The 13,219-nt window shown below is 68.7% G+C and carries 10 protein-coding genes; 7 read left to right on the top strand and 3 right to left on the bottom strand.

Going from position 1 to position 13,219, the window contains the following annotated elements; all coding sequences use genetic code 11:
• Positions 1–43: 43 nt before the first annotated feature.
• The 5 genes from ABT340_RS05560 to ABT340_RS05540 all read left to right on the top strand — a co-directional run bounded on the left by ABT340_RS05560 (position 44) and on the right by ABT340_RS05540 (position 8,459).
• Positions 44–1,441 carry a cellulose binding domain-containing protein gene (locus ABT340_RS05560; protein ID WP_352009479.1) on the top strand — a complete coding sequence of 466 codons (1,398 nt, stop codon included), beginning with the start codon at positions 44–46 and terminating at the stop codon, positions 1,439–1,441.
• Entirely contained in the window at positions 1,438–3,393 is a 1,956-nt protein-coding gene (locus ABT340_RS05555; RefSeq protein WP_352009478.1) for a fibronectin type III domain-containing protein, read from the top strand. The genes ABT340_RS05560 and ABT340_RS05555 overlap by 4 nt, the downstream gene beginning before the upstream one ends.
• A complete protein-coding gene (locus ABT340_RS05550) occupies positions 3,390–5,672 on the top strand; it encodes a rhamnogalacturonan endolyase family protein (protein ID WP_352009477.1) in 2,283 nt (760 codons plus the stop codon). Before ABT340_RS05555 ends, ABT340_RS05550 begins: the two co-directional genes overlap by 4 nt.
• Before the next feature lie 312 nt (positions 5,673–5,984).
• Complete coding sequence (locus ABT340_RS05545) at positions 5,985–7,130, top strand: glycoside hydrolase family 19 protein (protein ID WP_352009476.1); 1,146 nt, start codon at positions 5,985–5,987, stop codon at positions 7,128–7,130.
• Positions 7,131–7,259: 129 nt separating this feature from the next.
• On the top strand, positions 7,260–8,459 hold the full coding sequence (locus ABT340_RS05540; RefSeq protein ID WP_352009475.1) for an MFS transporter: 1,200 nt from the start codon (positions 7,260–7,262) through the stop codon (positions 8,457–8,459).
• On the opposite strand, the gene ABT340_RS05535 is transcribed toward ABT340_RS05540, so the two are convergent.
• Complete coding sequence (locus ABT340_RS05535) at positions 8,416–8,664, bottom strand: LapA family protein (RefSeq protein WP_352009474.1); 249 nt, start codon at positions 8,662–8,664, stop codon at positions 8,416–8,418. The two genes, ABT340_RS05540 and ABT340_RS05535, sit on opposite strands and share 44 nt — an antisense overlap.
• Before the next feature lie 103 nt (positions 8,665–8,767).
• Here ABT340_RS05535 and ABT340_RS05530 point away from each other — a divergent pair, with 103 nt between their 5' ends.
• Both ABT340_RS05530 and ABT340_RS05525 read left to right on the top strand, forming a co-directional pair.
• Positions 8,768–10,156 (top strand): putative hexosyltransferase, encoded by a 1,389-nt coding sequence (locus ABT340_RS05530; protein ID WP_352009473.1) that lies wholly within the window; start codon positions 8,768–8,770, stop codon positions 10,154–10,156.
• Positions 10,157–10,171: 15 nt separating this feature from the next.
• Positions 10,172–10,939 (top strand): arylamine N-acetyltransferase family protein, encoded by a 768-nt coding sequence (locus ABT340_RS05525; protein WP_352009472.1) that lies wholly within the window; start codon positions 10,172–10,174, stop codon positions 10,937–10,939.
• Here the strand turns inward: ABT340_RS05525 and ABT340_RS05520 are convergent.
• The gene (locus ABT340_RS05520; RefSeq protein WP_352009471.1) at positions 10,929–11,591 is read right to left on the bottom strand and encodes a DUF6597 domain-containing transcriptional factor; all 663 of its coding nucleotides are present in this window, start codon (positions 11,589–11,591) and stop codon (positions 10,929–10,931) included. The two genes, ABT340_RS05525 and ABT340_RS05520, sit on opposite strands and share 11 nt — an antisense overlap.
• A 9-nt stretch (positions 11,592–11,600) precedes the next feature.
• Positions 11,601–12,677 (bottom strand): AI-2E family transporter, encoded by a 1,077-nt coding sequence (locus ABT340_RS05515; RefSeq protein ID WP_352009470.1) that lies wholly within the window; start codon positions 12,675–12,677, stop codon positions 11,601–11,603.
• Between the last annotated feature and the right edge of the window lie 542 nt (positions 12,678–13,219).

Raw genomic sequence — 13,219 nt, 5'->3', positions numbered from 1 at the left:
CATGACACCCCCCACACCCCCCAGAAGTCCCATGAGGCAGGTCATGAACCAACGATCAACACGAGTGCGGCTGTCGACGCTCGCCGTCGCCGCGGCGCTCGCCTGCGGAGCGACACTGCTTGTCAACGCGCCCGCCCAGGCGGACACCGCGACCTTCACCAAGGCATCGGAGTGGTCGGGCGGTTACACCGGCCAGATCACCGTGAAGAACACCGGTACCACCACGCTCAACGGTTGGACGGTGGTCCTGGACCTGCCCTCGGGCACCGGGGTCGGCTCCTACTGGGACTCGCTCATGACGCAGTCCGGGAGCAAGTACACCTTCAAGAACCGCGACTACAACGGCACGCTCGCGCCCGGCGCGACCGCCACCTTCGGCTGGGTCTCCACCGGCACCGGCTCGCCGACCGGCTGCACGCTCAACGGCAACCCCTGCGACGGCGGTTCCACCCCCACGCCGACGCCGACCGTCACGCCCACCGTGACCCCCACGGTGACCCCGACGGTCACGCCCACCGTGACCCCGACGGTGACTCCCACCGTGACTCCGACGGTCCAGCCCGGCGGGAACCTGTGGATGGCCCCCTACGTCGACATGGGCGCCTGGCCGACGCCGGTCCTGTCCGACATGGTGACGGCCTCCGGGGTCAAGAACTACACCCTCGCCTTCATCGGCGCCGGGACCTGCAAGGCCACCTGGTTCGGCGCCTTCGACCCGCGCTCCGGGTGGGCCAAGGACCAGATCGACGCCATCAGGGCGGCCGGCGGTGACGTGAAGATCTCCTTCGGCGGCGCCAGCGGCGTCGAGCTCGCCCAGGCCTGCACCGACGTCACCGCGCTCTACAACGAGTACAAGATGGTCGTCGACACCTACGGCCTGAAGTACATCGACCTGGACATCGAGGGCGCGGCCACCCAGGACACCGCCTCCGTCAACCGCAGGTCGCAGGCGCTGGCCAAGCTCCAGCAGACCTACCCCAACCTCAAGATCTCGCTGACCCTGCCGGTGCTGCCCGAGGGCCTCGTCGAGAGCGGCATCAACGTGGTCAAGTCGGCCAGGGACGCCGGGGTCAACCTCGACCTGGTCAACGTCATGGCCATGGACTACTACCGTGACGCCGACTACGGTGACGCGGCCATCCAGGCGGCCAACAGCACGTTCAACCAGCTCAAGACCCTCTACCCGGCCAAGAACGACGCCCAGCTGTGGAGAATGCTCGGCGTCACCCCGATGCTCGGCAAGAACGACGACGGCAGGGTCTTCGACCAGGCCGACGCCCGCCAGCTCGTCGCCTTCGCCAAGTCCAAGCACCTGGGGATGCTCTCGTACTGGGAGGGCACGCGGGACCGCAACGCCTGCAACGGCCCCCTGTACAAGTGCACCAACATCCCCCAGACGCCCTACGAGTTCGCCAAGATCTTCGTCGGGTACAACGGATGAACCTCAGGAGGCTCGCCGCGGTGGCCGCACTGGCGGTGGGGGGCACGATGCTCGCCGCCACGCCGGCCCACGCCGCCAACATCGCCACCAACCCCGGCTTCGAGAACGGCCTGACCGGCTGGACCTGCTCGGGGACCTCGGGGGCCACAGCGGTCTCCTCGCCGGTGCACGGCGGGTCCAAGGCCCTGCAGGCCACGCCGCAGGGCTCGGACACCGCGCGCTGCCAGCAGACGGTCAGCGTCAAGCCGTCCTCGTCCTACTCGCTGTCGGGCTGGGTGCGCGGCGGCTACGTGTTCCTCGGCGTGACCGGCACCGGCACGACCGACCAGAACACCTGGACGTCCTCACCGTCGGCCTACTCCCAGCTGACCCGGACCTTCACCACCGGCGCGTCCACCAAGTCCGTGACGATCTACGTCAACAGCTGGTACGGCCAGGGCGCCTACCAGGCCGACGACATCGTCCTGGACGGCCCTCCCGGTGACGACACCCCGCCCCCGGACACCGTCCCGCCGACCGTCCCCGGCAACCTGGCCGTCGGCGGCGCCACCAACAGCACGCTCAACCTGAGTTGGTCGGCCTCGACCGACAACTCCGGCAAGGTCGACCGCTACGAGGTGTCGCGGGACAACGGGGCCCCGGTCAGCGCGGGGGCGAACCTGAGCCACACCGCGACCGGCCTGACCGCCAGCACCACCTACGGCTTCCGGGTCCGCGCCTGTGACGGCTCGGACAACTGCTCCGCCTACACCTCCGTGGTGAACGGCACCACCACCGGCGGCCCCGACACCACCCCGCCGAGCGTGCCGGCCGGCCTGACCGTGGGCGGTCCCACGGCCAACTCGCTGAACCTGGCGTGGTCGGCCTCGACCGACGACTCGGGCAAGGTCGACCGCTACGAGGTCTCCAGGGACAACGGGGCCCCGGTCAGCGCGGGGGCGAACCTGAGCCACACCGCGACCGGCCTGACCGCCAACACCACCTACGGCTTCCGGGTCAGGGCGTGCGACGGATCGAACAACTGCTCCGCGTACGGTCCCTCGGTCAGCGGCAAGACCAGCGACGACACCCTCCCTCCGACCGGTGAGATCCGCTACGCGCCCTACATCGACATCACGATGCCGACGCCCTCCCTGGTCAGCGCGTCCAACGCCACCGGGGTGAAGAACTACACCCTGGCCTTCGCCCTCGGCGACAGCACCGGTTGCAACCCGGCCTGGGGCGGCACCATCCCGATCGACGAGCCGCGCATCATCAACGACGTCAAGGCGCTCCAGGCGAAGGGCGGCCAGGTCATCGTGGCCACCGGTGGAGCCCAGGGTCCCTACCTTGAGCACACCTGCGGCACCTCCGCCGCGCTGCTCACCGCCTACAAGAAGGTGCTCGACACCGTCGGCACCAACCACCTCGACGTCGACGTCGAGGCCTCCATCGACGTCAACAAGGTCAACACCGCGCTGAAGCAGCTCCAGACCGAGCGCGGCACCGTGATCAGCTACACGCTGCGCATCCAGGGCGCGGACTACGGCCTCGACCCGTTCTCCGTGTCGATCCTGCAGGACGCCGCCGCCAAGGGTCTCAACCTCATCGTCAACCCGATGCTGATGGACTTCGGCTACAGCGGCAACTGGGGCGCCGCGCTGATCAGCGCCGCCCAGGCGACCCTCAACCAGATGAAGGGCGTCTGGCCCGCCAAGACCGACGCGCAGCTCAAGAAGATGCTCGGTCTCACCCCGATGATCGGCAAGAACGACACCGGATCGACCACCACCCAGGCGGACGCGCGCTCGCTGCTCAACTGGGCCAACAGCAACCACGTGGCCTACATCGGCTTCTGGTCGGCCGGCCGTGACAACGGCGGCTGCCCCAACGGTCAGGTATCGCCCACCTGCAGCGGCATCTCACAGTCGCCGTGGGAGTTCACCACAATCTTCAAGGGATTCACCGGATGAACCTCAGGAAGCTCGCCACGGCGGCCGCACTGGCGATCGGCGGCACGATGCTCGCCGCGACGCCCGCCAGCGCCGCCAACATCGCGAACAACCCCGGCTTCGAGGACGGCCTGTCCGGCTGGACCTGCACGGCCTCCTCCGGCGCGACGGCGGTCTCCTCGCCGGTGCACGGCGGGTCCAAGGCCCTGCAGGCCACGCCGCAGGGCGCCGACACCGCGCGCTGCCAGCAGACGGTCCCCGTCAAGCCGTCCTCCTCCTACACCCTGTCCGGCTGGGTGCGCGGCGGCTACGTGTTCCTCGGCGTGACCGGCACCGGCACGACCGACCAGAGCACGTGGACGTCCTCGCCGTCGGCCTACTCCCAGCTGACCCGGACCTTCACCACCGGCGCCTCGACCAACTCGGTGACGGTCTACGTCAACGGCTGGTACGGCCAGGGCGCCTACCAGGCCGACGACATCGTCCTGGACGGCCCTCCCGGAGCCGGGGCGCCCGCCGTTCCCACGAACGTGACCGGCAGCAGCACCCCCAGCACCGCCACGCTGAAGTGGTCCGCCTCCGAGGGGGCCACCAGCTACAACGTCTACCGTGACGGCAACAAGGTCGGCTCGGCCACGACGACCACCTACACCGACCTGGGCGCCCCGGCGGGCTCCCACGTCTACCAGGTGACCGCGGTCAACGCCGTGGGCGAGTCGGCCAAGTCGGCGTCGGTCACGCTGGTGGTCGGCAACGACACCCCGCAGGTGCCCGCCACCCCCACCGGCCTGACCGGTACGGGCAGCGTGACCACCGCCACGCTGAAGTGGAACGCCTCAGAGGGCGCCACGAGCTACAACGTCTACCGTGACGGCGCCAAGGTCGGCTCGGCCACGACGACCACCTACGCGGACAGCCCCCAGCCCGGTAACCACAACTACCAGGTGAGCGCGGTCAACTCGGCCGGCGAGTCGGCCAGGTCCGCCACGGTCTCGGTCACGGTCGGCAACGACACCCCGCCGCCGCCCGCAACCCCGACCGGCCTGACCGCCACGGCCAACGGCGGCACCGTGACGCTGAGCTGGAGCCCGGCCTCGGGCAACCCGACCGGCTACAACGTCTACCGGGGCAACACCAAGGTCGGCACGACGACGACCACGGGCTTCAGCGAGACCCTTCCGGCGGGCACCTACGCCTACCGGGTCAGCGCCTTCAACCCCGCCGGTGAGTCGAGCAAGTCCGGCGAGGTCTCGGTCACGGTCAGCGACAGCCCGCCGCCCGGGAACAAGGTGCTGGTCGGCTACCTGCACGCCTCCTTCGCCAACGGCTCCGGCTACGTGCGGATGGCCGACGTGCCCAAGGAGTGGAACTTCATCAACCTCTCCTTCGGCGAGCCGACCTCGGTGACCTCCGGTGACATCCGCTTCGTGCGCTGCCCGGTCGCCGAGTGCCCCAGCGTGGAGTCCGACGCCGACTTCATCGCGGCGATCAAGGCCAAGCAGGCCCAGGGCAAGAAGGTGCTGATCTCGATCGGCGGCCAGAACGGCCAGGTCCAGCTCACCACGACGGCCGCGCGTGACAAGTTCGTCGAGTCGGTCAGCGCCATCATCGACAAGTACGGCCTCGACGGCCTCGACGTCGACTTCGAGGGCCACTCGCTCTACCTCAACGCCGGTGACACCAACCTCGCGTCCCCGACCACCCCGGTCGTCGTCAACCTGATCTCCGCGCTGAAGACCCTCAAGGCCAAGTACGGCGCCAACTTCGTGCTGACCATGGCCCCGGAGACGTTCTTCGTCCAGCTCGGCTACCAGTTCTACGGTCCCGGCGCGAGCGGCTCCGCCGACCCGCGGGCCGGGTCCTACCTGCCGGTCATCCACGCGCTGCGTAACGACCTGACCCTGCTGCACGTCCAGGACTACAACTCCGGGCCGATCACCGGTCTTGACAACCAGTACCACACGATGGGCAACGCCGACTTCCACGTCGCGATGACCGACATGCTGCTGGCGGGCTTCCCGATCGCGGGCAACCCGAACAACGTCTTCCCCGCCCTGCGCCCCGAGCAGGTCGCCATCGGCCTGCCCGCCGCGCAGTACGCGGGCAACGGCTACACCTCGGTGGCCGAGGTCCAGAAGGCCTTCGACTGCCTGAGCAAGGGCACCAACTGCGGCTCCTACAAGCCGAAGGGTGTCTACCGTGGCCTGCGGGGTCTGATGACCTGGTCGATCAACTGGGACAAGTACAACAACTTCGAGTTCTCCCGCAACCACAGGGCCTACCTTGACGCCCTGAGTTGACAGGCCCCTCGCCGCCGGGGGAGACGGACCCCCGGCGGTGAGGTCTCCATCGCCGGAGGAGGAGACGGACCTCCGACGGCGAGGTGTACATCGTCACCGAGGGAGACGGACCCTCGGAGGCGAGGTGTTCATCGCCGCCGGGGGAGACGGACCCCCGGCGGCGAGGTTCCCATCGGCGCCGGGGGAGACGGACCTCCGGCGCCGATTGTCTTTGCCGGTCCCCGTGTCTCCGCCCCAGGACATCACCCCAGGGACTCCCCCAGGAGTCCGCGCAGGACTCCACCCAAGGACTTCGCCCCAAGGAGTGAGCAAGTGACGAGACTACGCATCATGGCGTCCATCGCCGCGGCCGCGGTGACAGGCGCCCTGGCGGTCGTCCTCCCGGCGGCCTCCGCCTCAACGACCGTCTCAACGACCGCAACCACCTCCACCGCGGTCGCCGCCGCCTGCGCGGACCCCTGGAACTCCTCGAAGGTCTACACGGGCGGTAACACCGCCTCCTACAACGGCCACAACTGGTCGGCCAAGTGGTGGACCCAGAACGAGACGCCGGGCGTCGCCATCGTGTGGGCGGACCAGGGGGTGTGCGGGAACGGCACGCCGACCCCCACGCCGACCCCGACCGTCCCGACCTGTGACCACCCCGACTGGGTCGCGGGCAGGAACTACGTCACCGGTGACATCGTCAGGTACACCAACGGCCGTTACTACCAGGCAACCCACGACAACCCGGGCTACGACCCCGTGATCAGCACGTGGTACTGGTCGCCGTACGTCTGCCGCCCCTCCGGCACGCCGACCCCCACGCCCACCCCGACGTCGACGACGCCGAACCCGGGCGGCTTCGTGGTCAGCGAGGCGCAGTTCAACCAGATGTTCCCGAGCCGCAACCCCTTCTACACCTACAACGGCCTGGTCAACGCGCTGAGCGCCTACCCGGCGTTCGCGGGCACCGGCAGCGACACGGTCAGGAAGCAGGAGGCGGCGGCGTTCCTGGCCAACGTCAGCCACGAGACCGGCGGCCTGGTCTACGTCGTCGAGCAGAACACCTCGAACTACCCGCACTACTGCGACGCAAGCCAGCCGTACGGCTGCCCCGCCGGCCAGGCCGCCTACTACGGCCGGGGCCCGATCCAGCTGAGCTGGAACTTCAACTACAAGGCCGCCGGCGACGCCCTGGGCATCGACCTGCTGCGCAACCCCAACCTGGTGCAGAACGACCCGGCCGTGGCCTGGAAGACCGGCATCTGGTACTGGATGACCCAGAACGGCCCCGGCACGATGACCCCGCACAACGCCATGGTCAACGGCGCCGGATTCGGTGAGACGATCCGCAGCATCAACGGCGCCCTGGAGTGCAACGGAGGCAACCCCTCCCAGGTGCAGAGCAGGATCAACAGCTACCAGAGGTTCACTCAGATCCTCGGTGTGACTCCGGGCGGCAACCTTAGCTGCTGAGTTTCCGCCCGGCGGACGGATTCCGGCCAAGGTCGCAGGCCGGAATCCGTCCATCTTTCCTTTCGCGAGCCGCACCCCTTGTGAGTGATCCATCACGGATGGTTACCATTTGTGATGTCGGGGGTGCGCATGCCGAACGAACTTCGCCGGGGCCAGGTCGTCAACCTGGTGCTCGCAACGACCGCTTTCGCCATCACCTTCTGGGCGTGGAACCTGATAGGGCCCCTCGCCGGGAGCTACACCAGGCAGCTCGGCCTGTCGCCGCCCCAGACCTCCCTGCTGGTCGCGATCCCGGTGCTGGTCGGCTCGCTCGGCCGCATCCCGGTCGGCGTGCTCACCGACAAGCTCGGCGGGCGGCTCATGTTCGCCGTCGTGTGCTTCGTGACCATCGTCCCGGTGCTCGGGGTCGGCTGGTCCGACTCCTACGGCTGGTTGCTGCTGTGGGGCTTCCTGCTCGGCCTCGGCGGCACCTCCTTCGCCGTCGGCATCCCGTTCGTCAACGCCTGGTACCGGCCGGAACGGCGCGGTTTCGCCACCGGGGTCTTCGGCATGGGCATGGGCGGCACCGCCGTCTCGGCGTTCCTGACGCCCCGCCTGGTCGAGTGGCTCGGCAGGGCCCAGACCCACGTGCTGATGGCCGTGCTGCTGGCCGTGATGGGCGTCGTGATGCTGCTGGTCAGCCGGGACTCACCCGAATGGCGACCCGCGACGGCGCCCGCGCTGCCCCGGATGCGCGAGGCCGTCAAGATCAAGGCGACCTGGCAGTGCGCGTTCCTCTACGCCGTCTGCTTCGGCGGTTTCGTGGCCTTCTCGACCTACCTGCCCACCCTGCTGCAGGTCGTCTACGGCTTCACCCAGACCGGAGCGGGCCTGCGCGACGCGGGGTTCTCGATGGCCGCGGTCCTCGCCAGGCCGGTCGGCGGCGCGCTGTCCGACCGGATCGGCGCGACCAGGGTGCTGCTGGTCTCGTTCGCCGGGACCGCGATCATGGCGGTCGTGCTGGCCTTCGAACCGCCCGCCGAGATCCCCGCCGGACTGTGCTTCGTGCTGACGGCCCTGTTCCTCGGCCTCGGCACGGGTGGCGTCTTCGCCCTGGTCGCCAAACTCGTCGAGCCGTCCAGGGTGGGAACGGTCACCGGCCTGGTCGGCGCGGCGGGTGGTCTCGGCGGCTACTTCCCGCCACTGGTCATGGGAGTGGTCTACTCCGTGGCCCACGCCTACACGATCGGCTATCTCCTGCTCGCCCTGACGGCGCTGGGCGCGCTGCTCTACACCAGGAAGGCCTTCACCTCCGCCGCGCCGACCGGCGACGGGCCGGCACCCCGATGAGCACGCCGACGACCGGCATCACGAGCAGGGCCGGCCACAGCGGCCAGGTCACGCCGAAGACCATCCAGCGGATCCTGACGGGCACCCGGTTCTGCGCGACGAAGCCCACCCCGAGCACCAGCAGGGCCGGCGCCACCCACACCCTCCCGGGCGGTTCGGCGATCCACTTGCCGAACGACCAGGACTCGCCCCCAGGGGCTACCATTTGTAACGATTGTAGAGCTTTGAGTGATGTAAGCTGAGAGACAGGTCTCGTTTTCGAGACCGAGTGGGCGTGAGGCGACCGGTTCCGGCAGGCTGTTACCGTCATGGACTACGCAATTCTCACGGGGTTTGTCCTCGTCACAGGTGTCGTGCTGGCTCTGGTCGCCCAGTGGCGAGATTGGCGCCCGTCTCCCATCCTCGTGCTCGTGGTGGGCATCGTGTTCCGGGTGCTCATCATGGTCCTGGCCGCGATGAGCAGATGGCAGCCGGTCGACTTCATGGAGAGCTTCAAGCCCGCGGGCGAGGCGATCCTCAGACGTCAGGACCCCGTGATCGGCAGTGAGGGCGGCTGGCACTTCCTGCCCACCATCCCCTACGTGTACGGCCTGCTGCTGTGGCTGGGCATCCCGTGGGAGATCGGCGGCAGGCTCGTCACCGTGGTCGCCGACATCGCGCTGATCCCGCTCGTCGGCAAGCTCGCGGGCGGCGGCAAGGCCTCCCTGCGCGCCTTCCAGTACGCCTGCAACCCGCTGGCCATCCTCGTCGCCTCGATCCACGGACAGGTCGAACCCGTCGCCCTGCTCTTCGGTGTCGCCGCCTTCGTGGTCGCCCGCGGCCCCGGCGACCCCGAGCGCCCCGGCCTCAGGATCGACGTGTTCGCCCTGGCGCGCGAACGCGTCGCCGCCCTCGGGCTGGGCGGAGCCGTACGGAGCCTCACCGCGCCGGGCGGCGCGCTCGCCCCCGGTGGTTCGGTGCGTACGGCGCTCGCCCCCCGCGACGGCGACTCGGCCGTCATGCGCAGGGCGATCATCGCCGGCCTGCTGATGGGACTGGCCCTGTGCGCGAAGAGCTGGCCGATCTGGCTGATCCCCGGGATGCTCCTGCTGCTGCCGACCTTCCGTTCCCGGCTGGCCGCGTTCGTGGCGACGGCCGTGCCACCGATCTTCTTCCTGGCCACCCTGCCCGTTTTCGCCGGAACCTCGCTGGATCAGCTTCCCGAGGTCATCCGCGTCATGGGAGACGTCAGGCCGATCGTCGGTGAGTGGGGTTACAGCGCCATCCTCGTCGGTGGCGACTGGACCCTCCACTCCGGGATCGCGACCTTCGGCACCCGGCTGATCTACCTCACCATGCTGGTCGTGGCCTTCCTCTGGCGCCGGGCCGACCCGATCGACCTCACCACCGCCCTGCTGCTCGCCTTCATGGTCACCACGCCCAGGCTCGGCGCGCAGTACCTGCTGTGGTTCATGCCGTTCCTGGTCGCCCGCCCGACCCGCTTCGCCTGGCCGGCCATCATCGGCGTGTCCCTCTGGGCGGGCTGCGGCTACCTCTACCTGACCCAGTTCGACACCGACACCTGGTGGGCCATGCACTCGATCTGGTCCCGCGCCTCCATCGTCCTGCTGCCGATCCTGGTCATGGCCATGCCCTGGGCGCGCCGCGTCTCCAAGGCCTCGGATCCCCTGTCTCCCACGGCCCCGGCCGCAGCCTGAACGGGAAACACCCCCATGGACGAATATCTGGCGCGGATCGGCGCCGCCCGCCCTCCGCGCCCGGACGCCGAGGCTCTCGGCGAACTGCACCTGCGCCACCTGCGGACGGTGCCGTTCGAGAACCTGAGCATCCACCTCGGCGAACCCGTCACGCTCAGCGAACAGGCCCTGATCGACAAGATCGTCGGCCGCCGCAGGGGCGGCTTCTGCTACGAGCTCAACGGTGCCTTCGCCGTACTGCTCCGCTCGCTGGGCTACCGGGTGACCATGCTGGCGGCCAGGGTCTTCTCCGGAGGTTCGCTCGGCCCGCCCTTCGACCACATGGCGCTACGCGTCGACACCCCGGAGCCGTGGCTCGTCGACGTCGGGTTCGGCAGGTTCGTCAACCGTCCCCTCCGGCTCGACCTGCGCACCGACCAGGCTGACCAGGGCGGGGTCTTCCGGCTGGTCGAGGCAGAGGAGGGGGACATCGACGTGTTGCAGAACGGCGTGCCCCAATATCGCCTGGAACGGCGGCCACGCGTCCTGGCCGACTACGAGGCGACCTGCTGGTGGCAGCAGACCTCACCCAAGTCCCACTTCACCCGTTCGCTCGTGTGCTCCCTCCTCACCGAGGACGGGCGTCTCACGCTCAACGACAGGCAGCTCGTCCGCACCGTGGGGGACGAGCGCGAGGAGACCACCCTGACCACCGACGCCGAGATCCTGGCCGCCTACCGCGACCATTTCGGTATCAGGCTGGACGCTCCGCCCACACCGCCCGGAGAACGGGTCACCGGCTGAGCAGCCCGCCCAGGGACACCCCGGCCAGCCGCCTGACCTCGTTGGCCATGTGGGACTGGTCGGCGTACCCACTGGCCAGCGCGGCCTCGGCCAGCGCCGTCCCGCGCCTGGCCAGCCGCAACGCCCGCTGGAAACGCACCACCCGCTGCAGCGTCTTCGGCCCGTACCCGAAGGCGCGCAGCGACCGCCGATGCAGCTGCCGCTCCCCGAGACCGAGCTTCCAAGCCGCCTGGGCGACGGTCCTGCCCGTCCGCAGCGCCTCGGCGATGGCCGGCGCCGCCGGATCGGGCTCAGGAACCTCGCGCAACCGTACGGCCAGCGTCTCCTGCATGGTGCGGGGCGTCAGGTCCGGCAACACCCCCAGCTCGTCGAGCGGCACCCTGGCGTCACGCAGCGCCTCGACCGGAACGCCGAACACCTCGCCCACCGCGCCAGGCCGGAAACGGACCCCCGTGTAACGGTCACCCCGGCGCATCAGCACCGGCATCGGCCCGGTGTCCGGCCCGGCGACGTGCGGACCGTCCGGCCCCCAGATCAGGTCGACACAGCCGTCGGGAACCACAAGCTGTGTGGCCGCCGAGACGGAGAGGCTCGTCCAGACACAGGTCACCCGCCCGGCGATCGCCGGATCCGGGGCCCACTCGCGGTACATGCCTCCAGGCTAGGACGGCCTCGCGGGTTTTCGGTCCCGGCCGTCCTCGACGACTTTCCCCGAGATGAGCGCCGCGACCCACCGCCCCTCGGGGTCGCTGTCCACCAGCAGGGCGCGGGCCAGCAGGCTCAGCGGAATGGCGAGCAACGCTCCGAGCGGGCCCAGCACGAACGCCCACAGCAGCAGGGACATCATGGTCACCGTCGTGGACAGGCCGACCGCGTCCCCGAGGAATTTGGGCTGGACGAGTGACTGGACCACGAAGTTGATCGCGATGTAGCAGACGATCACCAGGACCATGGTCTTGGGACCGCCCTGCAGCAGGCCGAGGAGCGCCGGCGGGATCAGGCCGATGACGAAGCCGACGTTGGGGACGTAGTTGGTGAACAGCGCCAGCACACCCCACAGAATCGGAAGCGGGACATCGAGCACCCACAGCGCGATGACGTCCAACACCGAGCAGACAAGCCCGAAGACCGTGGAGACGACCAGATAACGGCGGGTGTTGTGCGCGAAGTGGCCGAGCGCCGTGACGAGTTCGGAGTGTTCCCGAGCCAGGCGGGACGACAGGACGGAGGAGATGGCCCGGGCGTCCAGGCACATCGCCAGCACCACGATGACGATGATCACCAGGCTGGAGAAGACCCCCAGCAGTCCGGAGGCGAAGCCGCTGATGATCCCGAAGACCTTTCCCGGGTCGAGGGTTCTGATCACCTGGTTCACCTGCTGGTTGCCGATGCCCAGTCGCGCCGCGAACTGCTGTACCTGGACGACGAACTGGTCGAACTGCTGCCCGTAGGTGGAGGCGAGGGTCGTCAGCTGCGCGGCGGAGAGAGCGAGGACCGCGACCATGCTCAACAGCAGGAGCAGTACGAGAGCCAGGGGAGCCGCGACGAGCGTCCAGCCGGGCGCGCCCCGCCTTTCCAGTCTTGCCCTGACAGGGGCGACCGCCAGAACGAGCACCAGTGCGAGCAGAACGGGCCCGATGATCGACCCGGCTTCCCGTACTCCGGCAAGTGTGACCACCGCGCCCGCCGCGCAGAGCAGCACGACGAGAGCCCGGGGAATCCGTCTTTGCTCCGTCATATTGGATCTCTACCCATATGGGAAGAGAAGCGGCCTTGTGGGGTGGTCTTTGATGCGTTCCCTGTTTTGATCACCGCGCCGATCACCTCTTCGATCGCCGGGTGATCGTCGATTTGACGGCGACGGAGGCCTTACATAGAGTTCACAGGCCCGAGGGGGTCGGCGAAGATCGCCAAGGCCTCGGGACCCCTTCCAATGATCCACTTTCCCTGCATGACGCATGCGTCGCGCAGGGTGCCGGTTCGACAAGGCCCGGATGTTGGAGTAAGTTGGAAGGGTTGCTCCGGAGACGGGGCGGTCTGAAATTCCTCGGACAGGCTTTATCGAAGAAAATGCGATCCGGTCGGATCGGTTTGACACGAAAAAGCGGGTCTGAAAGAATAAAGACACAACGAAATGAACGAAACGAAACGCCCCGGAATTCCGGCCGGTAAAACGGTTCGGGGGGACGGTGAACGCGTCCGTTTCTTGAGAACTCAACAGTGTGCTAAAAGCCAGTGCATGAAGCACAAACCCGTCCTAACGCACGACATGGCGACATG

Source organism: Streptosporangium sp. NPDC000239 (assembly GCF_040300765.1).
In the GTDB taxonomy this organism is placed as follows: Bacteria; Actinomycetota; Actinomycetes; order Streptosporangiales; family Streptosporangiaceae; genus Streptosporangium.
This window is presented reverse-complemented; position numbering and strand designations above follow the sequence as displayed.